21 protein-coding genes and 1 tRNA gene are annotated in these 25,700 nt (G+C 67.0%); 18 read left to right on the forward strand and 4 right to left on the reverse strand.

What is annotated here, in order from left to right; genetic code table 11:
* The first annotated feature begins 278 nt into the window (after positions 1-278).
* The 11 genes from NZL82_RS05025 (at position 279) to NZL82_RS05075 (ending at position 11,852) form a co-directional block, all read left to right on the forward strand.
* Entirely contained in the window at positions 279-593 is a 315-nt protein-coding gene (locus NZL82_RS05025) for an STAS domain-containing protein (RefSeq protein WP_261268683.1), read from the forward strand.
* Positions 590-958 carry a response regulator gene (locus NZL82_RS05030; protein ID WP_261268684.1) on the forward strand — a complete coding sequence of 123 codons (369 nt, stop codon included), beginning with the start codon at positions 590-592 and terminating at the stop codon, positions 956-958. Before NZL82_RS05025 ends, NZL82_RS05030 begins: the two co-directional genes overlap by 4 nt.
* Positions 955-2,931, forward strand: a complete 1,977-nt coding sequence (locus NZL82_RS05035) for a chemotaxis protein CheA (protein ID WP_261268685.1) — start codon at positions 955-957, stop codon at positions 2,929-2,931. The genes NZL82_RS05030 and NZL82_RS05035 overlap by 4 nt, the downstream gene beginning before the upstream one ends.
* Before the next feature lie 4 nt (positions 2,932-2,935).
* Positions 2,936-3,439, forward strand: coding sequence for a chemotaxis protein CheW (locus NZL82_RS05040; RefSeq protein WP_261268686.1), 504 nt, complete (start codon positions 2,936-2,938; stop codon positions 3,437-3,439).
* Positions 3,440-3,467: 28 nt separating this feature from the next.
* Entirely contained in the window at positions 3,468-5,273 is a 1,806-nt protein-coding gene (locus NZL82_RS05045) for a methyl-accepting chemotaxis protein (RefSeq protein WP_261268687.1), read from the forward strand.
* Positions 5,270-5,755 carry a chemotaxis protein CheW gene (locus tag NZL82_RS05050; protein WP_261268688.1) on the forward strand — a complete coding sequence of 162 codons (486 nt, stop codon included), beginning with the start codon at positions 5,270-5,272 and terminating at the stop codon, positions 5,753-5,755. The genes NZL82_RS05045 and NZL82_RS05050 overlap by 4 nt, the downstream gene beginning before the upstream one ends.
* 162 nt (positions 5,756-5,917) lie before the next feature.
* Positions 5,918-7,615, forward strand: a complete 1,698-nt coding sequence (locus NZL82_RS05055; RefSeq protein WP_261268689.1) for a methyl-accepting chemotaxis protein — start codon at positions 5,918-5,920, stop codon at positions 7,613-7,615.
* A complete protein-coding gene (locus NZL82_RS05060; protein WP_261268690.1) occupies positions 7,612-8,100 on the forward strand; it encodes a chemotaxis protein CheW in 489 nt (162 codons plus the stop codon). Before NZL82_RS05055 ends, NZL82_RS05060 begins: the two co-directional genes overlap by 4 nt.
* 61 nt (positions 8,101-8,161) lie before the next feature.
* Positions 8,162-9,013 (forward strand): protein-glutamate O-methyltransferase CheR, encoded by an 852-nt coding sequence (locus tag NZL82_RS05065; RefSeq protein WP_261268691.1) that lies wholly within the window; start codon positions 8,162-8,164, stop codon positions 9,011-9,013.
* A 5-nt stretch (positions 9,014-9,018) separates the two neighbouring features.
* Complete coding sequence (locus tag NZL82_RS05070; RefSeq protein ID WP_261268692.1) at positions 9,019-10,095, forward strand: chemotaxis response regulator protein-glutamate methylesterase; 1,077 nt, start codon at positions 9,019-9,021, stop codon at positions 10,093-10,095.
* A 20-nt stretch (positions 10,096-10,115) separates the two neighbouring features.
* Entirely contained in the window at positions 10,116-11,852 is a 1,737-nt protein-coding gene (locus tag NZL82_RS05075; protein ID WP_261268693.1) for a hypothetical protein, read from the forward strand.
* Positions 11,853-11,891: 39 nt separating this feature from the next.
* On the opposite strand, the gene NZL82_RS05080 is transcribed toward NZL82_RS05075, so the two are convergent.
* The 3 genes from NZL82_RS05080 to NZL82_RS05090 form a co-directional block, all read right to left on the reverse strand.
* Positions 11,892-14,543, reverse strand: coding sequence for a cellulosome protein (locus tag NZL82_RS05080; protein ID WP_261268694.1), 2,652 nt, complete (start codon positions 14,541-14,543; stop codon positions 11,892-11,894).
* Positions 14,540-15,934 carry an MFS transporter gene (locus tag NZL82_RS05085; RefSeq protein WP_261268695.1) on the reverse strand — a complete coding sequence of 465 codons (1,395 nt, stop codon included), beginning with the start codon at positions 15,932-15,934 and terminating at the stop codon, positions 14,540-14,542. The genes NZL82_RS05080 and NZL82_RS05085 overlap by 4 nt, the downstream gene beginning before the upstream one ends.
* Positions 15,935-15,997: 63 nt before the next feature.
* Entirely contained in the window at positions 15,998-18,055 is a 2,058-nt protein-coding gene (locus NZL82_RS05090; RefSeq protein WP_261268696.1) for a glycoside hydrolase family 31 protein, read from the reverse strand.
* Positions 18,056-18,173: 118 nt separating this feature from the next.
* On the opposite strand from NZL82_RS05090, the gene NZL82_RS05095 reads away from it, so the two are divergent.
* Together NZL82_RS05095 and NZL82_RS05100 are read left to right on the forward strand one after the other, a co-directional pair.
* Positions 18,174-19,220 carry a substrate-binding domain-containing protein gene (locus NZL82_RS05095; protein WP_261268697.1) on the forward strand — a complete coding sequence of 349 codons (1,047 nt, stop codon included), beginning with the start codon at positions 18,174-18,176 and terminating at the stop codon, positions 19,218-19,220.
* 362 nt (positions 19,221-19,582) lie between these two features.
* A complete protein-coding gene (locus NZL82_RS05100) occupies positions 19,583-21,364 on the forward strand; it encodes a glycoside hydrolase family 127 protein (protein ID WP_261269044.1) in 1,782 nt (593 codons plus the stop codon).
* A gap of 324 nt (positions 21,365-21,688) precedes the next feature.
* On the opposite strand, the gene NZL82_RS05105 is transcribed toward NZL82_RS05100, so the two are convergent.
* Positions 21,689-21,764: transfer RNA gene (locus tag NZL82_RS05105), tRNA-Val, on the reverse strand.
* 186 nt (positions 21,765-21,950) lie between these two features.
* Here NZL82_RS05105 and NZL82_RS05110 point away from each other — a divergent pair.
* From NZL82_RS05110 to NZL82_RS05130, 5 genes are all read left to right on the forward strand, one after another.
* Complete coding sequence (locus tag NZL82_RS05110; protein WP_261268698.1) at positions 21,951-22,442, forward strand: hypothetical protein; 492 nt, start codon at positions 21,951-21,953, stop codon at positions 22,440-22,442.
* Positions 22,442-23,752 (forward strand): DNA-packaging protein, encoded by a 1,311-nt coding sequence (locus NZL82_RS05115; protein WP_261268699.1) that lies wholly within the window; start codon positions 22,442-22,444, stop codon positions 23,750-23,752. Before NZL82_RS05110 ends, NZL82_RS05115 begins: the two co-directional genes overlap by 1 nt.
* 150 nt (positions 23,753-23,902) lie before the next feature.
* Positions 23,903-25,021: a phage portal protein gene (locus NZL82_RS05120; protein ID WP_261268700.1), complete on the forward strand. Its 1,119-nt coding sequence runs from the start codon at positions 23,903-23,905 to the stop codon at positions 25,019-25,021.
* A complete protein-coding gene (locus tag NZL82_RS05125) occupies positions 25,018-25,323 on the forward strand; it encodes a DUF6127 family protein (protein ID WP_261268701.1) in 306 nt (101 codons plus the stop codon). Before NZL82_RS05120 ends, NZL82_RS05125 begins: the two co-directional genes overlap by 4 nt.
* On the forward strand, positions 25,320-25,700 hold the full coding sequence (locus NZL82_RS05130; protein WP_261268702.1) for an HK97 family phage prohead protease: 381 nt from the start codon (positions 25,320-25,322) through the stop codon (positions 25,698-25,700). Before NZL82_RS05125 ends, NZL82_RS05130 begins: the two co-directional genes overlap by 4 nt.

Below are 25,700 nucleotides of genomic sequence, written 5' to 3' on the forward strand. Positions count from 1 at the left end.
AAATATCGAGAATATGTCCGGGTGGTGCCCTGTCGAATGGGCCGTCTGTCCATTTTTGCCACCAAAACGGTTACATTTAAGCCGGAATTTACCTTCCTTCCCTATACCCCTGAATGGGCTTGGGGAATTTTAGATCAAGCGGCGGATTACGGCGCGGTGCCGATGCTAAGCTGCGGGGCGACAAGATCTCCATTGGGTAACACCCTGTCTTTTTAAGTATCTGATCCCCGCCACAGGCATGTCCTGCGGTGCCAGACCTTTTGCGAGGAAAAAACATCATGTCGATCACTGTGGTGATGGCAAGCGAGAATTTGTGCCTGCCGAATATCGGCACGCTTGCCGAAGAGCTGCGCACTGCGATCGCGCCGGCTGCGACGGTCCGACTGGACCTGTCCGCCGTTACCGCCCCCGATCTGAGCGTGATCCAGCTGGTGCAGGCCGCGCGGGTCAGCGCGGCGCGGGCGGATTGCGACTTCGCGCTGGCCGCCCCGGTGGGCGAGACCTTTCGTGCGCTTCTCGACCGGGCGGGATTCTTGCCCGGCACCACCCCCGATCACCTTCCTTTCTGGTTCCACGGAGACACCGTTCAATGAGCGCTTCCATCCTTACCGTCGACGACAGCGCCAGCCTGCGCATGGCGATCCGCATCGCCCTGACCGGCGCGGGTTATGCCGTGACCGAGGCCGCCGACGGCGCCGAGGGGCTGGCCAAGGCGAGCGCCACCCGCTTCGACCTGATCGTCACCGATCTCAACATGCCCAATATGGACGGATTGGAGATGATCCGCGCGCTGCGCCAGCAGCCGTCGCAGGCGGGCGTGCCGATCATCTTCCTGACCACCGAGTCGGATGACGCGATGAAGGCGCAGGCCAAGGCGGCGGGCGCGACCGGCTGGCTGGTCAAGCCGTTCCAGCCCGAACAGCTGATCCGCGTCGCGCAGAAGGTCCTGGCCCGGTGAGCGGCGAGGATCCGACGGCCGCCTTCCGGATCGAGGCGGGCGAGCTTCTGGAGCAGGTCGAACAGGGTCTGCTCGATCTGGGGCATCGGCTGGACGATATGGGTCTGGTCAACGCCGTGTTCCGGGGGCTCCACACCCTGAAGGGTTCGGGCGCGATGTTCGGCTTCGACAAGCTGGCGGCCTTCACCCATCATTGCGAAACCGCGTTCGACCGGGTGCGCAAGGGCGATGTCCGTGCAACGCAGGACTTGGTCTCGGTCATCCTGTCGGCGGGCGATCATATGCGCGCGCTGGTCGAGGGCGATGCGCCCGAAGACGAGGGGCAGGCGATCCTGGCCCGGCTGTCGGCGGCGGTCGATGCGGCGGCGGGAGGCGGAGCACCTGCCTCGGTCGCGGCGGCCCCGGCGAAACAGGGCTGGACCCTGTCCTTCCGCCTGCCGCCCGATGCAATGGCCAATGGCACCAATCCACTGGCGCTGCTGGACGAGCTGCGCGATCTGGGCGAGGCAGAGATCGTCGCGCGGATCGACGACATTCCCGCGCTCGACGACCTCGACCCGGCGCATTGCGTCATCGGTTGGGACTGCACGCTGATCGGCGACATTTCGCGCGAGGCGATCGAGGACGTCTTCCTGTTCGTCATGGACGATATGGAGATCACCATCACCCCGCTCGCGGTCGAACAGCCCGAGCCGGAGGCGATCGTAGAGGTCGCACCCGTTGCGGAAAGCGCCGTTCCGACGCCGCCCGTCGCCGCCAATGACGCCCCGGCCCGGACCACCGCCGCGAACCGCGGGCAGGGCGAACATGTCCGCGTCCCCGCCGAACGGCTGGACGAGCTGATGGACCGGGTCGGCGAACTCGTCATCGCGCAGAGCCGGTTGTCGCAGCTTGCCGGGCATGGCCAGGACCTCAGCCTGCGCTCTGTCTCGGAAGAGATCGAACGGCTGGCGGGCGAGATGCGCGACACGATGATGATCCTGCGCATGGTGCCGGTCTCGACGCTGTTCGGCCGTTTCCGTCGCCTGATCCACGATCTGGCGAACGAGACCGGCAAGGCGATCGAGCTGGTTACCGAGGGCGAGGCGACCGAAGTTGACAAGACCGTCATCGAGCGGCTGTTCGACCCGCTTGTCCATATCATCCGCAACAGTTGCGACCATGGCCTGGAAAAGGCCGAGGATCGTGTCGCGGCGGGCAAGCCGGCCAGCGGCCTCATCCGCCTCAGCGCGCATCAGGCGGGCGGCGAGGTCCTCATCACCATCACCGACGACGGGCGCGGCATCGACCGCGATCGGGTCCGCGCCAAGGCAGAGGCCAATGGCCTGATCCAGCCGGGGCAGGTGGTCAGCGAGGACGAACTGCTCGGCCTGATCTTCCATCCCGGCTTTTCGACGGCGGCGCAGGTGACCAACCTGTCTGGGCGCGGCGTCGGCATGGACGTGGTCAAGCGTACGATCGAAAGCCTGCGCGGCTCGATCGACGTGAAGAGCGTGCCCGGCCAGGGTTCGACCATCACGCTGCGCATCCCGCTGACGCTGGCGATCATCGAGGGGCTGCTCGTCCGGGTGGGCGAGGGGCGCTACGTCATCCCGCTCGCGGCGGTCGAGGAATGCCTGGAGCTGTCGCTGGAGGAAGATCTGCGCTCGCGCGGGCGCAGCATCATCACGCTGCGCGAACGCCTCGTGCCCTTCCTGCGGCTGCGCGACCTGTTCGACACCGGGACCAGGCCCGACACCTATCAGAAGATCGTCGTGGTCGGCACCGGGGCGGAGCGGGTCGGTCTGGTCGTCGACCAGATCATCGGCAACCACCAGACGGTGATCAAGGCGATGTCGCCGCTTCACCGCAACGTCGCCGCCTTTGCCGGCGCGACCATCCTGGGCGACGGTTCGGTCGCCCTGATCCTCGACATCGCCCAGCTCATCGCGCTGAGCCAGCCCCGGGAGGAGCGGCGTCTCGCCGCTGGATAAGCCCATGCCCTATCACAAAGTACCCAATTGGACGCCCGGGAACGGCCTGGAGGTCCTGACCTTCGGTCTGGGCGGCGAAACCTTCGCGCTGGAAGCGGGCATCGTCCGCGAAATCCTGGACATGATGCCCGTGACCAAGGTGCCCGGCGCCGATGCGCTGGCCGCCGCCGTCATCAACTTTCGCGGCCGCATCGTACCGCTGGCCGATCTGCGCGGTTCGTTCGGGATGGAGGCGCACGCCACCACCGCCGACAGCCGGATCATCGTGATCGAACTGGACATGGACGGCAACCCGATCCTGATCGGGCTGGCTGCCGACCGCGTCAACGAGGTCACGGTTCTGCACGCTGGCGATGCCGAGGAGGCACCCGTCATCGGCATGCGCTGGCCGCGGGACCATGTCCGCTGCCTGGTGCGGCGAGAAGGCGACGTCGTCGTCCTGCCCGACCTGCCAGCACTTTTCGCGCGGCTCACCGCGCACGCAACCGAAGCAGTTAGCGTCCACTGATCTTCAACTTTTCGGGGGGAACCCAGACATGCGAGCAACGATCAAAGTAAAATTGGCGGTGAGCTATGCCGTCATCATCGCGCTGATGCTGGCTGTGGTCGGCGTCGGAGTAGTCAAGCTCAGTGCGCTCAACACGGCGATCAGCGAGGTCATCGCCGGTCCGGCAAAGCGTCTCGAAATCGCGCTCAACGTCAATGAGCGGATGAACAGGACACTGCGCGTCGAAAAGAACATGGCGCTGACCGAAGACATCGCGCTGACCCAGAAGTTCGACAGCGAGGACCTGAAGGTCCGTAACGAGACCCGTGCGCTGATCGCGCAGGGCATCAGCATCGCGACGACCGAAGGCAAGCCGCGCTGGATGCAGGTTCAGGCGCTGTTCGACCAATATGTGCCTATCAACGACGAGGTCCGTCGTCTCGCCCTGCTCAACAAGAATGCGGAAGCCGGGCAGATTTCGATCACCAAGTCGCGCGAGATCGCAGGGGCCATGTCCGATCAGCTCGACCAGCTCGTCGGCGTTGCGCAGGACGGCATGAAGCAGGCCGATGCCGAGACGAATGCCGAATATGCCCAGGCACGCAACGTCCTGATCAGCACGGCTGTCGTGGCGCTGCTCGTCGCCCTCGGGGGAGCGTTCTGGATTTCGCGGCTGATTTCGCAGGGCCTCAACAAGGTATCCATTGCGCTGGACGCAGTGGCCATTGGTGACCTCAGCCAGGACGTCGCCGTCACCTCGAACGACGAGATCAAGGATCTGGTCGATACGGTGAACCGGATGACCGGGGCACTGCGGGAAAGCGCGCAGTTGGCCGATACGATCGCCAGCGGTGACCTGACCGTCAACCACACGCCGCTGTCGGACAAGGATACGCTGGGCCATGCGCTGGTCGCCATGGTCGAGCGTCTGCGCGGCGTCGTCGGCGATGCCACCCAGGCGGCGCAGAATGTCGCGGCGGGCAGCCAGCAGCTATCGTCTTCGTCGGAGCAGGTGAGCCAGGGCGCGACCGAACAGGCCGCCGCCGCCGAGGAAGCCTCTGCCTCGATGGAACAGATGGCCGCCAACATCAAGCAGAACGCCGACAACGCGACTCAGACCGAGAAGATCGCGCGTCAGTCGTCGCAGGACGCCGAGATCAGCGGCCAGGCGGTCGACAAGGCGGTCATCGCGATGCGCACCATCGCCGAGAAGATCGGCATCGTGCAGGAGATCGCCCGCCAGACCGATCTGCTGGCGCTGAACGCGGCCGTCGAGGCGGCCCGCGCTGGCGAACATGGTCGCGGTTTCGCGGTCGTCGCCGCCGAGGTCCGCAAGCTGGCCGAGCGCAGCCAGTCGGCGGCGGCCGAGATCAGCGGCATGTCGTCCGATACCGTCACCGCCGCGACCCAGGCGGGCGAGATGCTGACCAGGCTGGTGCCCGACATCCGTCGCACCGCGGAACTGGTTGCCGAGATCAGCGCGGCCTGCCGCGAACAGGACATCGGGGCGGTCCAGATCAACGAAGCGATCCAGCAGCTCGACAAGGTGACCCAGCAGAACGCCTCGGCCTCCGAGCAGATCTCGTCCACCTCGGAAGAGCTGGCCAGCCAGGCCGAGGAATTGCAGGAGAGCATCGCCTATTTCCGGGTCGAGAAGGCTCGGCATGCGGCTCCGGCACGTTCGGCGGCGGCACGGAAGCCCGCCGCTCGTCCGGTGGTTGCCAAGGCCAAGGTCAAGGCTGCGCCAGGTGCCGGTTCGGTCGCCGACCAGCAGGCCCGGGTGCGCGGTTTCGCACTCGACCTGACCAATGGTGGCCCGGACGGCGAGGATGCCGAGTTCGGACGCGCCGCGTGAGCGCGGGGGGCGACATGCAGGTCGTGGTCTTCGGACTGGGGGCGGAGGAATTCGCCCTCCCCGTGACCACGGTGCGCGAGATCCTGGATCACCGGACGGCGTACCGGGTGCCGCATGCGCCCGACTGGTTCCTAGGGCTGACCGATGTGCGCGGAAGCTCGGTCCCGATGGTCGACCTGCGCGTCCGGCTGGGCCTCCCGCCGGTCGAGGCGACGCTGACCACCCGGGTTCTGGTGGTCGACATGGCCGGTACCGATGGGCAGCCGCTTTCGCTGGGGTTGATGGTCGACCGGGTGCTCGATGTCAGCACCTTTGGCGCCGACGCGGTCGAAGGGGCGCCCGATCTTGGCGGGCGCTGGCGGTCGGACCAGATCGTCGCGATCCTTCGGCGCGGCGCAGGATTCGTCGCGCTGCTCGATCCGGCGCTGCTGTTCGCCGCCGATGACCTGGACGCTGGCCTGTCCATCGCGGCGGCGGCGTAACTCCTCCGGCGCGGTCCGGATCAATCGCCGATCGGCAGGCGCGGACGCGCGGCGTCGCGGTCGCCCTGAACCAATAATTCAGTAATTCAAACTATGCTCTCGGTGAAATTCGAAGAGCGAATTCCATAATTTCCAAGAATTGAATTCAAGCGGGGGTGTGTGATGCGTGCGACGATCAAGGTCAAATTGGCGAGTACGTTCGCTATAGTCTTGTTTTTGTTGGCCGTCGTGGTCGGGGTGGGGGTTTCCAAGATCAATTCGCTGAACGTGATGATCGGACAGATCATCGACGGACCGGCGCAGCGCATCAAGCTTTCGCTGATCGCCGATGGCGATGTCGGCCGGGCGATCCGCGCCGAAAAGAACATGCTGATGTCCCAGGATCCGGCGCAAAAGCGTATCTTGGATGGCAGCTTTGCCCAATATGACGCCAAGGTTCAGGACAGCCTGAACAGCGGCCTGAAGATCGCCACCGAACAGGGGCGGCCGGTCTGGATCAAGGCGCTGGAGGAATGGCGCAGCTATAAGGAATTGAGCAATCGCGCGCGCGGCCTGGCCATGCAGAATCGCAACGCCGAGGGTGCCGAAATCTCGATGAACGAGGGACGCGCGGTTGCGATGCGGCTTAGTGATACGCTGGGCAAGCTGGCCGAAATCACCCAGGGGCAGATGGTCAAGGCGAAAGCCGACTCCGCCGCCCTTTATGCCTCGGCGCGCACCACGCTGACAATCACGGCCGTCTTCGCCCTGCTGATCGCGATCGGCGGCGGGCTGTGGATCGCGATGATCGTGTCCAGGGGGTTGCGCAAGATCGATGAAGCGGTGTCCGCCGTCGCCGATGGCGACCTGACCACCGAGGTGACGGTCGCGTCCAACGACGAGATCAAGGATCTGGTCGACACCGTCAACCGCATGACCGTACGCCTGCGCGAAACCATCGGCCAGACCACCCAGGCGGCGCAGAATGTCGCGGCGGGCAGCCAGCAGCTATCGTCTTCGTCGGAGCAGGTGAGCCAGGGCGCCACCGAGCAGGCCGCTGCGGCGGAAGAAGCTTCGGCGTCGATGGAGCAGATGGCCGCCAACATCAAACAGAATGCCGACAACGCAAGCCAGACCGAGAAGATCGCACGTCAGTCGTCGCAGGATGCCGAGATCAGCGGCCAGGCGGTCGACAAGGCGGTCGTCGCGATGCGCACCATCGCCGAGAAGATCGGCATCGTGCAGGAGATCGCCCGCCAGACCGATCTGCTGGCGCTCAACGCAGCGGTGGAAGCAGCGCGTGCGGGCGAACATGGTCGCGGCTTCGCGGTGGTCGCCGCCGAGGTCCGCAAGCTGGCCGAGCGCAGCCAGTCGGCAGCGGCCGAAATCAGCGGCATGTCGTCCGATACCGTCACCGCCGCCACCCAGGCGGGCGAGATGCTGACCAAACTGGTGCCCGACATCCGTCGCACCGCCGAACTGGTCGCCGAGATCAGCGCGGCCTGCCGCGAACAGGACATCGGCGCGGTCCAGATCAACGAGGCGATCCAGCAGCTCGACAAGGTGACCCAGCAGAACGCTTCGGCCTCCGAGCAGATTTCGTCCACCTCGGAAGAGCTGGCCAGCCAGGCCGAGGAATTGCAGGAAAGCATTGCCTATTTCAGGATCACCGATCAGGGGCATGGCGCCCCGGTCCGCGCCGCCGTGCGCCGCCCGGCGCCCGCCCGGAATCCCGTGGGGAACAGGGCGAAGGGTGCCACCACCCCCAAGTCGCGCGCCGGTTCGGTCGCGGACCAGCAGGCCCGCGTGCGCGGCTTCGCACTCGACCTGACCAATGGCGGCCCGGACCGCGAGGACGCCGAATTCGGACGCGCCGCATGAGCGCGGACGGCGACATGCAGGTCGTGGTCTTCGGGCTGGGGGCGGAGGAATTCGCCCTCCCCGTGACCACGGTGCGCGAGATCCTGGACCATCGGACCGCTTACCGGGTGCCCGGCGCGCCCGAATGGTTCCTGGGGCTGACCGATGTGCGCGGGGCCTCGGTACCGATGGTGGACTTGCGTATCCGCCTTGGCCTTGAGCCGGTCGAGGCGACCTTGACCACGCGCATTCTGGTCGTCGACGTCTCCGGCACGGAAGGGCAGCCGCTGTCACTGGGGCTGGTGGTCGACCGGGTGCTCGATGTCAGCACCTTTGCGGCGGATGCGGTCGAGGCGTCGCCCGATCTGGGCGGGCGCTGGCGGTCGGAGCAGATCGGGGCGATCCTCCGGCGGGGATCGGGCTTCGTGGCGCTGCTCGATCCCGCGCGCCTGTTCGGCGTCGATGGCGACGCCATGGCGCTGGCCGGCCTCGGCCTCGCCGCGTGAATTTCGGCCGCCCGCAGCGGCGGCCGCCCTTCTCCCATCTATTTTTCGCAGGAGCCGTCCCTTGAGCAGTCTGGCCCGCGCGGCGGTTTCCACCGATGCGCTGCAACCGCGCGATTTCGATCGCATCTCCACCTATGTCTACAAGGAGTGCGGCATCCGCCTGCCGCCTGCCAAGCTGACCATGATCGAGGGGCGGTTGCGGCGCCGGGTGCGCGCGACCGGTCTGTCCAGCCTCAGCGGCTATTGCAGCTGGCTGTTCGAGGGTGATCACCTGGAGGGCGAGCGTGAGCATCTGTTGAACGCGGTCACCACCAACAAGACCGACTTTTCCCGCGAGCCCAAGCATTTCGACTATCTGATGGGCAAGGTGATGCCGCGCCTGCGCGACATGGGGAAGCGGCGCCTACGCGTCTGGAGCGCGGCCTGTTCGACCGGCGCGGAACCCTATACCCTGGCCATGCTGCTCGACGCCTTCGCACAGGACCAGGGCGGGCCCGATTTCGGCATTCTCGCCACCGATCTGGATAGCGAAGTGCTGCGCACCGCCCGGCGCGGCATCTATCCGGCGGCGATGCTCGACCCGGTTCCGGCGAATCTGCGCGGCCGTTATGCCATGAAGGCGAGCGATCCCAAGCGCGACGAGATGCGCATCGTGCCCGCGCTGCGTTCGGCGATCGGCTTTGCGCAGATGAACCTGATGGACGCGCGCTATCCGGTGGGCGATCCGATGGACATCATCTTCTGCCGCAACGTGCTGATCTATTTCGACAAGCCGACGCAGGAGAAGGTCGTGCGCCGCCTGACCGAATGCCTGGCCCCTGGCGGCCTACTGTTCCTGGGCCATTCGGAATCGATCACCGGTTTCGACCTCCCCCTCACCACGGTGTCCAACACCGTGTTCCAGCGGATCTGAGCCTCATGAAGAAAACCCGCGTCCTGGTGATCGACGACAGTGCCAGCGTCCGCCAGGCGATGACCGCCATCCTGTCCGCCGACCCCCAGATCGAGGTGATCGCCGCCGCCGCCGATCCCTTCGCCGCCGCGCGTCACATCCAGGAGGAGGTGCCCGACGTCATCACGCTGGACGTCGAAATGCCGCGGATGGACGGTATCACCTTCCTCCGCAAGCTGATGTCGCAGCATCCAATTCCGGTCGTCATGTGCTCCTCGCTGGTCGAGGAGGGGTCGGAGACGCTGCTCCAGGCGCTGGAGGCCGGGGCGGTGGATGTCATCCTGAAGCCGCGTGTCGGCGTTGCCGATCATCTGGTCGAGGCGCATGCGATGATCCGCGAGACGGTGAAGGGTGCGGCCAATGCGCGGATCGGGGCGCGCCGTCCTGCGCCGCGAAGCACGGCGCCCGCCAAGAAGCTGACCGCCGACGCTGTCCTGCCGCCGCCCACGGGCCGCGCGATGAGCCGCACGACCGAGATGGTGGTGTGCATCGGCGCCTCGACCGGCGGGACCGAGGCGCTGCGCGAGGTGCTGGAGGCGCTGCCCGCCAATTCGCCCGGCATCGTCATCGTCCAGCATATGCCCGAAAGCTTCACCCGCGCCTTCGCCAAGCGGCTCGACGGGCTGTGCCAGGTCGACGTCAAGGAAGCCGAGGATGGCGACACGGTGATGCGCGGCCGGGTGCTGATCGCGCCGGGCGGCCTGCGCCACACCATGCTGGAGCGCCAGGGCGCGCGCTATGTCGTGTCGGTTCGCGAAGGGCCGCTGGTCTCGCGTCACCGCCCCTCGGTCGATGTGCTGTTCCGCTCGGCGGCGCGCAATGCCGGGGCCAATGCGGTCGGCATCATCCTGACCGGCATGGGCGATGACGGCGCGCGCGGCCTACTGGAGATGAAGCAGGCGGGCGCCCGCACCTTCGCCCAGGACGAGGCGAGCTCGGTCGTGTTCGGCATGCCCAAGGAAGCGATTGCGCGCGGTGCGCATGACAAGATCATCCCGCTCAGCAGCGTCGCGCGCGAACTGCTGCAAGCCACGGCCCGTTGAGAAGGACAATCGCAATGTTGATGACGAAGATTGACACGGGCGCCTCCCAACCGCTGGACGATGAGGGCGGCATTCCCTTCGCGGCGCTGGCCGACCGGTTGCAGGCCCGGATGGGCGGGCTGGAGGACGCGTTTCGCGACACGGGCGAGACGCTGGCCACGGCGATCGGCACGATCGACGGCATGGCCGAGGGGCTGGCCGCGATCCGCCAGACGCTGTCGCCCAACAGCGCGGGCGTCGCGGTCGCCAAGCTTCGCGACGTCGCCTATCGCCTGATCACCCTGCCGGTGATCCAGCGCCGCCGCGCGATCGAGGTGGAGACGCTGACCGGGCGTACCCGCGAACTGCGCGGGCTGCTGAACGAGGTCGGTACCATCCTGAAGCTGCTCGGCATCTATGGGATGAACATCAAGATCGCTTCGTCGGGGGAGGCGGCGTTCTTCAACTTCGTGGTCGGCATGGACGAGAAGCTATCCAGCGGTCGCCGGGAACTGCACCATATCGAACGGCAACTCGAACAGTTCGGCCGGGTGGTCGGCGATGTGCAGCAGGCCGATCGCCTGCTGGCTACCGAATGTTCGCGCGCCGGGGCCGGCGTGCCCGCCGAATTGACCGCCAATGCCAACGCGCTTCAGGATCATATCGAGGCGGTGATGCGCATGACCGACGAGGTCGGCGGCATCATGCGCACCGTGCAGGGTGAGGTCGCGCGTATCCTGGGCGCGATCCAGATCGGCGACAGCGTCCGCCAGCGCGCCGAACATTGCATCGCCATGCTGCGGCGGCTCGTCCCCGATGCGAACGAAGGGCAGGGGGCTCCGCTGCCCATCGGCGCATCCGCGCATATGGCGCGGCTGGTGGCGGCACAGATGGATGCCATGGCCGATGATTTCGGTCGCGAGGTGGCGGCCATCGTCGCCGCGCTCGAACGGCTGGGCCCGCTGGCCGATCACCTGCGCGAATTGCTGGGATCGCAGGGCGGCGATGACGGGCAGCTGCTGTTCCGTCTGGAACATGGGATCGCGTCGTTGGGCAATGTGACCGACCAGCTTTGCGATGCCGACGGGCATCTGGCCGAGCTGACCGGCTTTGTCGGCCGCACGCTGAGCGACCTGACCGAGGGGCTGGGTCGCATCCGCAATATCGCGGTCAATGTGCAGGACATCTCGACCAACACCCAGCTTCTGTGCCGCCGCCATGGCACGCTGGGTCGCGCGGTCGCGGTGATCGCCAAGGAGGTCGCGCCCTGCGCCAGCCGCCTCGACCAGCTCAGCCTGTCGGTCGGACGTCTCATCGCCGTGCTGGGGGCGATCGATCTGGTGCAGGATGGCGGAAAGGAGGGCCCCGACGATACGCGCGGTGCGTTGACCGAGGCGCTGGCGGTGGTCCGCCGTGCCTGTGAAGGCTCCGCCGCCGCGATGACCAAGGGCGGTGGCGATGCCCTGCGCGTCGTATCCTCGCTGGAGTCGAGCGCGGCGGACCTGAATAGGGAATTGGGCTTTGCCGAAACGCTGAACGTGGCGGCGGAAAGGCTGTCGCTCTACGCCGCTCAGGCCGCACCCGAACAGGCGGATAGCAGCGAACTGAACGAGGCCGATCATGCCGCGCTCGCCGAACTGCTTCCCTGGGCGGCGGGGCTCTATACCATGGCGGCGGAACGCACGATCCATGCGGCCTATTTGCTGCCCGGCATGGCCGCCGCCGCGCCGCCGGTGATCGCGGTGACGTTCGACGACGACGACGACGGGCTCTTCTGATCCGGGGGCGGGCCGGGCGAGCGGCCCGCATTCGGTCGTTCAGGGCATGGGCGTAACGGTGATCCGATCGATATTGGGGGCGTAGCGCGATCGCAGCAGGACGCCCGGCCACGTCTGGGACGCATAGGTCCGCCCGTCCCAGTCGGGCTGTTCCTCGCCCGCGATGCGGATGGCGTTAGTCCCGGCGCGCAAGGTGACGGGCACCGTCATCTCCCACCAGTTGTTGGCGTGGAAGCTGTTGGGGAAGGTCGCCAGGATCGGCTTGGCCCCGTTGACCGAGATGCGCGCGATCCGGGCGAGCGGGTCGGGATTGTAATGCGTCGCCTTGGACTGTTCGTCGTTGGAGAAGCGGACGGTCAGCGCATAGGTGCCCGCCTTGTCGGCGATGACGTTGGGGAAGGTCAGGGTATTGCCATTGCCCGGCGCGCCGCCGATGTCGAATACCGCGCGCCCGCCGCTCGCCCGCGACGCCGCGCCGGTCCGGGCTGTGCCGGCGACCTGCGCGGCCTCGGCTTCGTAACGGCGTGGGGCGCCGGGTGTGGTCACGCCGGTGACGCGCAGGCCGCGCAGACGCGTCGCACCCGTCACCGCCACCTTGTTGATTCCGCCCAGCAGAAACGCCTTGCCGCCGGTCAGCGGCCGGCCGTTGACGTCGATCCGCACCGGCCCGCTCGCCTCCGCGGAGAGTGCCGCCGGTTCGTCCTGCACGGCGTACACCCAGAAGGTGGAGCTGGCGCCCGTCGCCAGATCGACGGCGTCGCCCTTCGTCGCGGCGCGTCCCGTCACCATCGCGTCGCGCACGTCATAGGTGACGGTGGTGGAGGCCGGATCGGCGGCGGTCAGGGTGATCCGGTCGACCAGCGCATGGCCCTGGGTCCGCCGCGTGCCGTCCAGGCTGCGTGTCGCGAGCGTCAGCACATGCTTGCCGCGCGTCAGATTCACGACTGTATCGACATGGTCCAGCACCGACGGCTTATAGCCCAGTGGCAGGAACAGCTCGGTCTCGCCCGCCTTCCGTCCGTCGATCCTCAGATAGACGTTGGTCGCCCCCTGCGCCGTGACGAGCGGATCCTTGTTGAACGTGCTGGCGAGCACGCGCAGGTCGTAGCGGCCGGTGCGCGGCACCTCCACGGCGAAGTCCAGCGCGGCGTCGGCCCCGGTCCTGAACCCCTCCACCGAATAGCCGCCCGAGGTGTGGAAGCGGTCGACATGATCGGGCGATCCTTCCGGTCCGCGCACCGCCAGGCCTTGTCCGCGCCGTGTCGCCTTCTCCGCCTCATAATCCTGTCGCCAGGGCAGGGTGACGGCGGCGGCGCGCGTGTTCTGCGCCGGTGTCAGCAGCAATTCATAGGCGGCTTCCTCGCGCAAGCCGGGCCAGCCATCCTCGCCGAAGGTCAGGGCGATGCGGCCGTCCTTCACGGGCATCACCCGCTCCCCGATGGTGACGGGCGGGGCGGAGTCGCCGAGCTGGCCGGTCCAGCCGATCTCGCGGACCCGAACCCGCAGCTCGGGGCCGAAATCGGCGGGGATATGATCGAGCGCGACCACCGCCTCGCCGCTCTTGCCGCCGAACAGCAGCCGCGCCTGCCGCCGCGTGGGGTCGAGCGTCGCCAGTCCCTGCAGCGTATAGCTCTGGTCGGGATGCGGCGGGGTGACGGCCAGGGTATGGCCGCTCATCGTGGCATAGGCGTTGAGCAACCACCATTGCCCGTTGCCGCGATTGGCCTGGACGGCGGAATCGCTCAGATTGCCGTCGATATTCCAATAGGCGATGTCGGCATCGACCTTGGAATCCTCGATCGCGGCGACCCACTGCACCATCTGGCCGGGGACCGAGGTGTGGTAGTTATAGGCATATTCGTTGATGTTGATGGGCAGATGGCGGCCTTGCCACCTGGTTCCGGCGAACAGCCTGTCCTCCCATTCGCGATATCGGCGCACGCTGGTGCGCACCGCCGCTGGGTTGCTGAGTTCGTGCCAGGTCACGACATCGGGCACCGTGTCCGCCGCGATGGCGTGGCGCATGAAGCCCTCCACCTCCGGGAACAGGATGCTGGTATTGGGCCCCGCGATCCGTGCACCGGGTAGTTCCTGGCGGATCATCCGCACCGCACGGTCCCAGGCGTCGTTGAAGGCCGTCGGGTCCTTCTGCCACCGCACGTCGTTGCAGCTTTTGGGGCCTTCGGCGAACATGTTTCCGTCGGGTTCGTTATAGGGGACGAAGACGATGCGGTCGCGATAGCGCTTCTCCATGCCCTTGACCTGGCGGACCTGTGCCCGCAGCTTTTCGATATAGTTGGCGACCGACTGCGCACAGTCGCCGGTCTTCCAATTGTACGGAAACTCGCGGTTGATGTCGGTCATGTAGATATAGGTGTCGCCACCCGACGCATCGGTCAGCAGCGTCGAGACCTCCAGCGCGTCGGCGCCGGGATGCTGCGGCCCGTCCTGCGCCTTGGTGGAGACGGTACGAAGCCCGATCCCCTCGACCAGATTGGGATGCGGCAGGCGCGCATCGTACAGACCGTAGAGCGTCCCCGACGCGCCGCCATGAAAGGCCCCGGTATCGCTCGACAGGTCGACGGTCAGCCTTTCCTGCGCAGAAGCGGCGATGGCGGTGGAGCCGAGCAGCGTGGCGAGCAACAGGCGAAGAGGAGAGGGCATGAGGCGGGCTTGCGTCAGGAAGGTCATGCGCTACGCTCGGTGGTCATGCGATCGATCGTCGCGCGGTTAAGGATCAGGCGGGCGGCCGTGACGGCGAGTGCCAGATGCATCAGGCCGGGGATGATCGTCGACAGCGCGCGGATGCCGGTCAGCGACAGCGGCGTCTGGTTGCCCGCGCCCGCCTTGTACGACACGATCACCAGCACGCCGCTGATCAGCACGCCCGCCAGCGCCCAGGCCAGTTTCACGAAGAACTGGTTGAAGGCGAAGCTCATGCCCGACGAACGCATCCCCAGCTTCCACTCGCCATATTGGTCGGCGAGCTGGATCAGGGTGAAGTGCAGCGGCAGAGTGCAGCCCAGCACGATGCAGCACAGGCCGACCAGCACCAGCCACAGCATCGGATAGTCGCCCGGCACGAAAAAGGCGGCGAAATGTCCGCCGACCAGGATCAGGTTCACCCCGACATAGACGGTCTTTACGTCGAACCGCCGGGTGAAGAAGGGGACGATCACCGATCCCAGGAACCCGCCCGCCGTCGCGGTGCCGAAGAACAGCGCCTGATAGGTGGTGTCGCCGCCCAGCACATAGGTGATGAAATACAGCGCCGCGCCGCCCTTGGTATTGAAGATGCCGATCAGCAGCAGCGTCATGACGAAGGTCAGGCGCAACTGGTCGTTCTTCAGTGTGGTGGCGATGGCGAGCTTCAGCGGCACCTCGGCGCTGTCGACGGCGACCACCCGCTCCCGCACGAACAGGAAGCAGATCAGAAACATCACCACGGCGGCCAGGCTGAGGATCGCCACCCCGTCGCGGTAGCCGCGCGCAATGTCGGTACCGCCCAGATGGCGGACCATGATCGGCAGGCCGACCGAGACGCAGAAGGACGCGATGGCGACCAGCGCGAAACGCACCGACTGGCACGACACCCCCTCGCGCGCGCTGTCGGTCATCCGGGTGATGAGCGCGCAATAGGGCACGTTGTTGAGCGAATAGGAGAAGGCGAGCAGGAAATAGGTCACCGCCGCATAGGCGACCTTGCCGTCATAGCCGAGGTCGGGCGACTGGAAGGTCAGGAAACAGGCCAGCCCCACGGGAATCGCGGTCCACAGCAGATAGGGGCGGAACCGGCCCCAGCGGGTCGAGGTGCGGTCGGCCATGATGCCGATCAGCGGGTCGGACACCGCGTCGAAGATCCGCAGCGACAGGAACAGGATGCCGACGATACCCGGCGCCAGGCCAAAGACGTCGGTGTAATAGAAGGTCAGGAAATTGGCGATCAGGCCGGTCACGATCGTCCCGCCCGCATCGCCCAGCCCGTAACAGAGCTTTTCGACGAACGGGATGCGCGTCGCCTGACCATCGGTCGGCGGCGGCTCGATCGTCCCTGTGGCCCCCTCGGCCATCGTTGCTGCCATCCTGCCTCTTCCCTGCTTGCGGTCCGCCTCTTGATGGTCCCGCTTGTCCATTCGGTCTCGATCTCAACCGCGTCGAACGAAAGCCTCGGCCACCGCCGCGTGATCGCGAACGAAGATGGGAATCCGTTCGATCGGGGCGTTACAGCACACATCGCCCCCGCCCTCGATCCATTCGCCGGTCCAGGCATCGCGCCATATGCCGCCCGGCAGATAGACGCAGCGATCAGTCACACCCGCCGCCGTCACCGGCGCAACCAGAATGTCGGGGCCGAACATGTACTGGCTATCCAGCTGCCAGCAGCGCGGATCGTCGGGATAGTCGTAGAACATCGGCCGCATCAGCGGATCGCCGCTTTCATGCGCGGCGCGCATCAGCGATGCGACATAGGGGCGCAGTCGCTCGCGCAAGGCGGCATAGTCGCGCAAGATGGCGAAGACCTGCTCGCCGAAGCTCCAGAGTTCGTTGCCCGCGCCCGTATCGCATTGTGCGATGCCGTCGCGAAACGGCTCGGCGGGTGGGGTGATCGGGTCGCGGTGGCCGTGCATCCGCAGGATCGGGGTGAACACCGCCCATTGGAACCAGCGGATCATCAACTCGTGAAAGGCCGGGTCCGCGACATGCCCGCCATGAAAGCCGCCGATATCGGTGGTCCACCACGGAATGCCCGCCATGCCCATGTTGAGCCCGGCGCTCAACTGGTTGCGCATTGCCTCGAACGAGGAATGGATGTCGCCCGACCAGACGAGCGCGCCATAGCGCTGGCTCCCCGCCCAGGCGCATCGGACGAGGCTGACGATCTCGGTCTCGCCCTCCGCGCGGAGCCCGTCATGAAAGGCCTGGGCATAATGGAGCGGATAGGCGTTGCCGACCTCCAGCACGCTGCCGGCGTGATAGCGGTAATTGTCGAAATCATAGGCGCTATATTCGGGTTCGGCCTCGTCCAGCCAGAACAGCGCGACGCCCTTGTCCCGGTAATGGCGCTTGGCCGTCTTCCACAGGAATTCCCGCGCGCCGGGATGGGTGACGTCGATGAAGCGGGTGTTGCCCAGAAATTCCTGCTGTACGTCCAGCCCGCGCGTGGCGCGGACCAGATAGCCTTTTTCGGCCATCTCGGCATAGTTTTCCGAGCGGTGGTCGACGGTCGGCCAGACCGAGACGAGGAGTTCGGTGCCCATCGCCTTCAACTCGGCAGTCATCGCGGCGGGGTCGGGCCATTCGCGCGGGTCGAAGCGCCAGTCGCCTTGTACCGGCCAGTGGAAGAAGTCGGCGACGATCACCGCCAAGGGAATGCCACGCGCATGATAGTCGCGCGCGACCGCCAGCAGTTCCTCTTGCGTCCGATAGCGCAGCTTGCTCTGCCACAGGCCCAGCGCATAATCGGGCATCATCGGTACGGTGCCGGTGACGGTCGCATAGTTGCGCAGGATTTCCGCCGGGCTGTCGGCCGCGGTGATCCAGTAATCCACTTCGCGCGCGGCATACGCGGTCCAGGTCGCGCCATTGGCGGCGAAATGTACCTCGCCCACCGCCGGGATGTTCCAGAGGAAGCCATAGCCGTGGCTGGACACCAGGAAGGGAACGCTCGCCTGCGAATTGCGCTGGGCCAGTTCGAGCGTGCAGCCCGCCAGATCTAGATTGGGTTGCTGATACTGGCCCATGCCATAAAGGCGCTCGCCCGGCTTGGCCTCGAACCGTATGGCGAGGCGCGCGACGTCGCCGGTCAGTGGCTTGAATTCGCGCCCCGACAGGCCCAGCGCGCTGATCGTGCGCACTTCGTCGGTGCCGACCGTCCAATATTTGCTGATCGTGTCGCGCTGCCGCCATTTCTCCTCCAGCAGCACCTCGCCCTGGGCATTCCGAAAACGGACCCGGCCCTGAAGATCGACCTCGGCGGTCAGGCGGCCATGGGTGATCCGGGCGGTGCCGCCGGTGCGAGTGACGACCGGTTCCGTCTGCCTTGCCTCCGATGCGTCATCGCGCAACGCCCCGGCCCGTGCGCCGCGATCGGGAAAGCAGGACGCCCGCAGCCGCAGGCCGTCCGGGCCATGCGCCTCGATCCGCAACCAATGGCCGTCATAGGCCCAGCCGATGGCGTGCGCTTCCAGGACGAGCGTGTCCAAACCCGAATCCTCCCAACGCCATTCTTCGACAGCCGTAAACGTTTGCGGATCATCATGCCGACAAGCCACCCTGTCAATGCCCCTTGTGCGGACCGCGCCGCGCCGCGATCAAAGTCCAATGGATATACGCGAGCTCGCCAATCATCTGGGCCTGTCGATCGGCACGGTGTCGCGCGCGCTGAACGACCGCAAGGATGTCAGTCCGGTCACGCGGCAGAGGGTCGTCACGGCAGCCGAGCGTTTCGGCTATATCCCCAACCAGTCGGGGCGGACCCTGCGCAGTGGGCGGACGGGGACGGTCGGCTTCATGCTGACGCTGGAGCATGACAGCGCGATTCATGGCGATCCGTTCTTCATGGCTTTGCTGGAGGGTTTGCAGAACGGACTGGGCGAGCATGACCTCGATCTCGTCGTGCTGCTGGCCCGCAAGGGGGAGGATGGGCTGACCTTTTTGCGGCGGCACGTGTCGCGGCGCACCGTCGACGGCTGGGTCCTGTCCGGGACGCAGCATGACGATCCCCGCATCACCTTCCTGCTCGACCAGACGATTCCCTTCGTCGCGCTGGGGCGCACCGAGACGCCGCGCGACTATGCATGGATCGACCTGGATTTCGAAAGCGTGGTGGCGGAGGCGATGGCGCTGCTGATCGGGGCGGGGCACCGCCGCATCGGGCTGGTTGCGCCGCCGGCGACGATCAACAACAGCCATATCGTCGTCCAACGTTATCGCGCCGCGCTGGAGCAGGCGGGGATCGCCTTCGACCCCGTGCTGGTCCATCATGGCGAAACCGACGAGAGCGATGGCGAGACGACGGCGCGCGAGCTGATGGCGTTGGCCGACCGCCCGACCGCGCTGCTGCTGATGGGCGAGACGGCACCGGTGGGCGCGTATCGCGCGCTGCGGCGGCTGGGGCTGGAGCCGGGGCGCGACGTGGCGGTGATCGGGCTGCGCGACAATCCCGCCTGCCGGGCGCTGTCGCCTGACCTGACCTCTTTCTCGCTCGCGCTCGACGATCTGGGGCTGGCCCTGGCGCAGGCATTGGTCGCGATGTTGCCGGGCCATCAACGCGCGGACAGCCCCTTGGTCCAGCGGCTGTGGACCATGACGCTTCGGCTGGGGGAGAGCCACCGCATTCGGGGCGAGGTGATCAGGCCAGTCGCCTGACCGGTCCTATTCTGTCGGACAAATATTTGCGGCTACAATGCGCGCTGACAGGTCGCCGCGTGGCCGTTCGCGGTCTTGCGGCTCCGGCATTAGCCATATGTCTTTCGTATTAAAACCTCTTCCAGGCGTTTGGAAAAAGCGGTTGCGCTGTCGGGGGCAGCCTGTCTACCCATAGGGAAAACATAAATAGTCGGAGAAGATCGTTGCGCCCATGCTGCCATGCCCCGTCGCGTCGCGACGTTCTGTCCACTGCCAGCATCGGGGCGCTGGCGACCGGATGGGGGGCAGTGATCCCCGCAACCGCCTGGGCGCAGGCCAAGAGCCGCGGTCCCGTCCCCGCCACCCTCGTCCAGCCCTTCGACATGGCCGACGTCTCGCTGGATGACGGGCCCTTCCTCCATGCGCAGAAGATGACCGAGGCGTATCTGATGCGGCTGCAGCCCGATCGGATGCTCGCCAATTTTCGCACCAATGCGGGGCTCAAGCCCAAGGCGCCGGTCTATGGCGGTTGGGAATCGGAGCCGATGTGGGAGGAGATCAACTGCCACGGCCATACGCTGGGCCATTATCTCTCCGCCTGCGCGCTGGCGTACCGTGCGACCAAGGACAAGAGGTATCGCCAGCGGATCGACTATATCGCGGGCGAACTGGCCGCGTGCCAGCAGGCGGCGGGGACCGGCTTGGTCTGCGCCTTCCCCAAGGGTCCTGCGCTGGTCGCGGCCCATTTGCGTGGCGAGCCGATTACGGGCGTGCCCTGGTACACGCTGCACAAGGTCTATGCGGGGCTGCGCGATGCGGCGCTGCTCGCGGGTAGCGAGCCGGCGCGGGCGGTGCTCATCCGGCTGGCCGACTGGGGTGTCGTGGCGACCAAGCCGCTGTCCGACGCGCAGTTCGAGACGATGCTGCAGACCGAATATGGCGGCATGAACGAGGTCTATGCCGACCTGTATTTCATGACCGGCAACGAGGATTATCGGTCGCTGTCCCAGCGCTTCTCGCAAAAGGCGGTGATAAATCCGCTGGTCAAGGGGCAGGATCATCTCGACGGGATGCATGCCAATACGCAGATTCCCAAGATCATCGGGTTCCAGCGCGTGTTCGAGGCAACCGGCGACGGCAAATATCGTGACGCCGCCGCCTTTTTCTGGCGGACGGTCGCGCATACCCGTGCCTTTGCGACCGGCGGGCATGGCGATGGCGAGCATTTCTTCGCCATGGCCGATTTCGACAAGCATGTTTTCTCGGCCAAGGGGTCGGAGACCTGTTGCCAGCATAATATGCTCAAGCTGACCCGCGCGCTGTTCCTGCACGACCCGCGCGCCGAATATGCCGATTATTATGAGCGCACGCTCTACAATGGCATCCTCGCCTCGCAGGATCCAGATTCGGGCATGGCGACCTATTTCCAGGGCGCGCGGCCTGGTTACATGAAGCTCTATCATACCCCGGAGGACAGCTTCTGGTGCTGCACCGGCACGGGGATGGAAAACCATGTGAAGTATCGCGACTCGATCTACTTCCATGACGATCGCGCGCTGTACGTGAACCTGTTCATTCCCTCGACGGTGCGCTGGGCCGACAAGGGGGCGGAACTGACCCAGTCCACCCGCTTCCCCGAGGCGGCGAATAGCCAGTTCCGCTGGAAATTGCGCCGGCCGACTGAACTGACGCTCAAGCTGCGCCACCCGAAATGGAGCCGCACCGCGACCCTGCTGGTCAACGGAGCGGAGGTGTCGCGTTCGGACAAGCCGGGCCGCTATGCCGAACTGACGCGGACGTGGAAGACCGGCGACACGGTCGAATGGCGGCTGGTCATGGAGCCCGCCGTCGAAAGCGCCCCCGCCGCGCCAGAGATCGTCGCCTTCACCTATGGTCCGCTGGTGCTCGCCGGCGCGTTGGGCCGCGAGGGACTGGCACCGGGCGCGGACATTATCGTCAACGAACGCAAATACGGTGATTATAACGCCACGCCCTTCCAGGCACCGACGCTGTCGGGCGAGCCTGATGCATTGGCGAAGAAGATCAGCGCCACGGGCAAGCCGTTGGAGTTCACCATCCCGGCGGCGGACGGCCAGCCGGTGCGGCTGATTCCCTATCACCGCATCGCGCATGAGCGCTACGCGACCTACTGGAAGCTAGCCTGATCGCGGGCCCTTTGCGGACGGGAACTACCCCGGCGAAGGCCGGGGTCCAGTTCGCTTTTTACAGCGCTTCATCCCAGACAATTTGTTCGCGCGGAGGCGCGGAGGCGCGGAGGCGCGGAGGACGCAGAGGGGTCGTCCGATTGGCTGCGGCCCGGCTTCATCACCAAGCGGAGGGAGGCATGAAGATGCCACAAGCGAGACACCTCCGCGTTCTCCGCGCCTCCGCGCGAACAAAGTCTCTTTCGACGCATCGGCGCTCCGCCGAACGCATAGCATCTAGACCCCGGCCTTCGCGGGGGTGAGGCTATTCGATGATGTTTGGAATGGTGGGCGATGACGGGCTCGAACCGCCGACATTCTCGGTGTAAACGAGACGCTCTACCAACTGAGCTAATCGCCCCCTCTCGGGAAGCCACGCCTAATGCCGATGCGTTCCGCGTCTGGCAAGTCGCTTTTATGCCTCCAACCCATCTGGTTCGTTTGTTGGATACAAACCCCGCTGCAAACGGTACATAACGGGAACATCGAGGGCGGATACGACCGAGGGAGCGGTCGGGTTCGCGCTTGGTGTTACGGGGGAGCGGGGATGGCCGGAACGGGGGAGGGCGCGCGGTGGACGCAGGCGCGGCGACGGCAATTCCTGGAGGCGTTGGCGGTCAGTGCTGATGCGGGCGTGGCGGCGCGGGCGGTGGGAGAGACGCTCGCGGCGGCACGTTCGCTCCGGCGGCGTGACCGGGCCTTTGGCGAGGCTTGGGACGCGGCGATCGGTGCGGCACATGCGCTGGTCGAGGAAGGACTGCTGCGCCGGATGCTCGCCCTGTTGGCGGTCGGGGCCGAGGATGGGGATGGCGAGGGGGGTGGAGAGGCCGGTGTGGGGATCGCCGGCCTCTCCATCACGCCGCCGCTCCTGGCGACCGAGGTGCAACTTTATCTGAAGCTGCTCGCGCGCCGTGATGCGCTGGCCGATGCCGGTGACGGGGCAAGCGAGGCGGCACGGGCAAGCGCGGCGGAAACCGATGCGGCGCTGGAACGCGCGCTCGACGGGCTGGCGCGGCGGCGGTTGAAGGGGATGGCGTGATGGCGAGAGAGGATGCGACGACGCGGCTCGCCACGCTGGCGATGCTGGAACCGGAGGCGCGGGGGCAGGCGCTGGCGGCGCTGACCCCGGCGCAGAAGCGCGAGCTGGTCGAGCGATGGGAATTATGGGCGCATGACGGACAGATCGCGCCGCCGGGCGACTGGCGGGTCTGGCTGATCCGGGCGGGGCGCGGCTTCGGCAAGACGCGGGCGGGGGCGGAGTGGGTGAGTGCGCTCGCCCGTGACAATCCGGGTGCGCGGATCGCACTGATGGGGGCGACCCTTCGCGATGTCGAGCGGGTGATGGTGCGCGGCGAAAGCGGCCTGCTGGCGGTGGCGCGCAAGGGCGAGACGCCACGCTGGATCGGCAGCCTGGGGCAGGTGCATTTCGCATCCGGCGCGATCGGCTTCGCCTATTCGGCGGCGGCGCCCGAGGCTCTGCGCGGGCCGCAGCATCATGCGGCGTGGTGCGACGAACTGGGCAAATGGAAGGGGGAGGCCGGATGGGACAATCTGATGATGACGCTCCGGCTGGGGGAGCGCCCCCGCGTGCTGGTCACGACCACGCCGCGCGCGACGCCGCTGATGCGCAAGGTCATGGCGCTGCCCGATTGCGTGGAGACGATCGGGCGGACCAGCGACAATGCGCATCTGCCCGACAGCTTCCAGGACGCGATGCTGGCGCAATATGGCGACACGCGGCTGGGGCGGCAGGAACTGGACGGCGAGATGGTCGACGACCGCGAGGGGGCCCTGTGGACCCGCGCGCTGCTCGACCGGCAGAGGGCGAAGACGATGCCCGCGCTCGATCGGGTCGTGGTCGGCGTCGATCCGCCCGCGACCAGCAGCGGCGATGCCTGCGGGATCGTCGCGGTCGGGCTGGGGCGCGACGGGCATGGCTATGTGCTGGAGGATGCGAGCGAGGCGGGGCTGTCGCCGGAGGGCTGGGCGGCGCGGGTCGCGGGCTGCGCCCGGCGGAACCGCGCGGACCGGGTGGTGGCCGAGCGCAACCAGGGCGGCGACATGGTGGAGAGCGTGCTGCGGCTCGCCGATCCGACCCTGCCGGTGCATCTGGTCTATGCCTCGATCGGGAAGGCCGCGCGGGCGGAGCCGGTGTCGTTCCTCTATGCGCAGGGGCGGGTCTGGCATTCGCGAGGCTTCCCCGCGCTGGAGGACGAGTTGTGCGGGCTGGGCGTGGCGGGGGCCTATGACGGGCCAGGCCGCTCGCCGGATCGCGCGGATGCGCTGGTCTGGGCGCTGACCGAGCTGATGCTGTCGGGGCGGGGCGCGCCCGGGATACGGAATTTATAGCTCTAGATCCTCCCCGGTACGGGGAGGGGGACCAGCGAAGCTGGTGGAGGGGGATCGCCACTCGGGGGCGTCCCGTGGGGAAGTCCCCCTCCGTCAGCGCTGCGCGCTGCCACCTCCCCGTGCCGGGGAGGAGCCAAAGGAGATTCGACGATGAGGATGTTCGGTCGCAAGACCGGGCGGGGGGCCGCGCGTCCTTTGCTCGGGCTGGGCTTGGCCCGGTCGGGGGTGCCGCTGACGGGGGCGGTGCCATCCTATGAAACGCAGGTGCGCGAGGGCTATCTGCGTAATCCGGTGGCGCAGCGCGCGGTGCGGATGGTTGCGGGCGGGCTGGCCGATGCGCCGCTGACCGCCTCGCATCCCGAACTGGTCGGCTTGGTCGCGGCGCGCAGCGAGGGGCAGGCGCTGCTGGAGACGGTGGCGACGCATATGCTGCTGCACGGCAATGCCTATGTGCAAGTGCTGCGCGACGCTGAGGGGGAGGTCGCCGAGCTGTTCGCACTGCGCCCCGAGCGGGTGACGATGGAGCTGGACGCGAGCGGCTGGCCCGCCGCCTATCTCTACCGTGCCGGGGGGCGGGTGACGACGCTGCCGGTCGATCCGGTCCGTCCGTCCGTGGTGCATCTGAAAAGCTGCCACCCGCTCGACGATCATTATGGGCTTGGCTGCCTGGGCGCGGCGGCGGGGGCGATCGCGATCCACAATGCGGCGGCGGCGTGGAATCGCGCGCTGCTCGACAATGCGGCGCGGTCGTCGGGGGCACTAGTCTATGATCCGGGCGATGGCTCGACGCTGACGCCCGATCAGTTCGAGCGGCTACGCGCCGAGATGGAGGGCTTTGCGGGCAGCGGCAATGCGGGGCGGCCGCTGCTGCTCGAAGGCGGGCTGAAATGGCAGGCGATGAGCCTGACCCCGGCGGAGCTGGATTTCATCGCCGCCAAGTCGTCGGCGGCGCGCGAGATCGCGCTGGCCTTCGGGGTGCCGCCGATGCTGCTCGGGCTGCCCGGCGACAACACCTATGCCAATTATCGCGAGGCGAACCGTGCGTTGTGGCGCCAGGCGATTCTGCCGCTGGCGGGTGCGATCCTGAGCGGGCTGTCGCAGGGGCTGGCGGGCTGGTTCGAGGGGGCGAGCCTCTCGGTCGATGTGAACCGCGTCACCGCGCTGGCCGAGGAGCGCCAGATGCTGTGGCAGATGGCGGCGGGAGCGGACTTCCTCGATCCGGCGGAAAAGCGCGCCATGGTAGGTCTGTCCGGGGGCGGCCTGTCATGAGCGGCGATGTTCTGGCGCGGCTGCTGGCGCAGGCGGCGGATAGCGGGGCGGACCTCGTCACCCTGCGCGCGGTGGCGGAGGAAGCGGGCGAACTCGGCGCGACGCGGGCACTGACCCGGCTGGGCCTTGCCGATGCCGATGCGGCGGAGGATGTCGCCGAGCTGCGCGAACTGCTGTCGGCGTGGCGGGAGGCCAAGTCGTCGGTGTGGAAAAGCGCGGTCGGTTGGCTGACCCGGCTGCTGGGCGCGCTGCTGCTGGCGGGGATCGCGATGCGGCTGGGGATGGAGGACTGGCTGAAATGAGCCTGACCTTCACCGGCTATGCCGCGATCTGGGATCGGATGGACCGAGCGGGCGACGTGATGCGGCGGGGCGCCTTTGCGGGCGCGGAGCCTGTGCCGCTGCTCTGGCAGCATCGGGGGGAGCCGATGGGGCGCATCGTCGCGCTGGCGGAGGACGATATCGGCCTGTCGGTCGACGGGGTGGTCGACGACCCGGCACTGGTGGCGCTGGTCCGCTCGGGGGCGGTGGCGGGGCTGTCGGTCGGATACCGGCCGCGCGTCGTCCATCAGGGCGCCGCCCGCGCGATCCTGTCGGCCGAGTTGCTCGAAATCAGCCTGGTGACGGTGCCGATGCAGCCGCTTGCCCGCGTGAATCACATTTTGACCAAGGGGGATTGA

Source organism: Sphingomonas sp. LC-1, from assembly GCF_025371035.1.
In the GTDB taxonomy this organism is placed as follows: domain Bacteria; phylum Pseudomonadota; class Alphaproteobacteria; order Sphingomonadales; family Sphingomonadaceae; genus Sphingomonas; species Sphingomonas sanguinis_E.

Coding starts and splice junctions, on each gene's coding strand:
- NZL82_RS05025 (WP_261268683.1), top strand. CDS start 279: ATGTCGATCACTGTGGTGATGGCAAGCGAGAATTTGTGCCTGCCGAAT.
- NZL82_RS05030 (WP_261268684.1), top strand. CDS start 590: ATGAGCGCTTCCATCCTTACCGTCGACGACAGCGCCAGCCTGCGCATG.
- NZL82_RS05040 (WP_261268686.1), top strand. CDS start 2,936: ATGCCCTATCACAAAGTACCCAATTGGACGCCCGGGAACGGCCTGGAG.
- NZL82_RS05045 (WP_261268687.1), top strand. CDS start 3,468: ATGCGAGCAACGATCAAAGTAAAATTGGCGGTGAGCTATGCCGTCATC.
- NZL82_RS05055 (WP_261268689.1), top strand. CDS start 5,918: ATGCGTGCGACGATCAAGGTCAAATTGGCGAGTACGTTCGCTATAGTC.
- NZL82_RS05060 (WP_261268690.1), top strand. CDS start 7,612: ATGAGCGCGGACGGCGACATGCAGGTCGTGGTCTTCGGGCTGGGGGCG.
- NZL82_RS05070 (WP_261268692.1), top strand. CDS start 9,019: ATGAAGAAAACCCGCGTCCTGGTGATCGACGACAGTGCCAGCGTCCGC.
- NZL82_RS05075 (WP_261268693.1), top strand. CDS start 10,116: ATGACGAAGATTGACACGGGCGCCTCCCAACCGCTGGACGATGAGGGC.
- NZL82_RS05080 (WP_261268694.1), bottom strand. CDS start 14,543: ATGACCTTCCTGACGCAAGCCCGCCTCATGCCCTCTCCTCTTCGCCTG.
- NZL82_RS05085 (WP_261268695.1), bottom strand. CDS start 15,934: ATGGCAGCAACGATGGCCGAGGGGGCCACAGGGACGATCGAGCCGCCG.
- NZL82_RS05095 (WP_261268697.1), top strand. CDS start 18,174: ATGGATATACGCGAGCTCGCCAATCATCTGGGCCTGTCGATCGGCACG.
- NZL82_RS05100 (WP_261269044.1), top strand. CDS start 19,583: ATGGCCGACGTCTCGCTGGATGACGGGCCCTTCCTCCATGCGCAGAAG.
- NZL82_RS05110 (WP_261268698.1), top strand. CDS start 21,951: ATGGCCGGAACGGGGGAGGGCGCGCGGTGGACGCAGGCGCGGCGACGG.
- NZL82_RS05115 (WP_261268699.1), top strand. CDS start 22,442: ATGGCGAGAGAGGATGCGACGACGCGGCTCGCCACGCTGGCGATGCTG.
- NZL82_RS05120 (WP_261268700.1), top strand. CDS start 23,903: ATGAGGATGTTCGGTCGCAAGACCGGGCGGGGGGCCGCGCGTCCTTTG.
- NZL82_RS05125 (WP_261268701.1), top strand. CDS start 25,018: ATGAGCGGCGATGTTCTGGCGCGGCTGCTGGCGCAGGCGGCGGATAGC.
- NZL82_RS05130 (WP_261268702.1), top strand. CDS start 25,320: ATGAGCCTGACCTTCACCGGCTATGCCGCGATCTGGGATCGGATGGAC.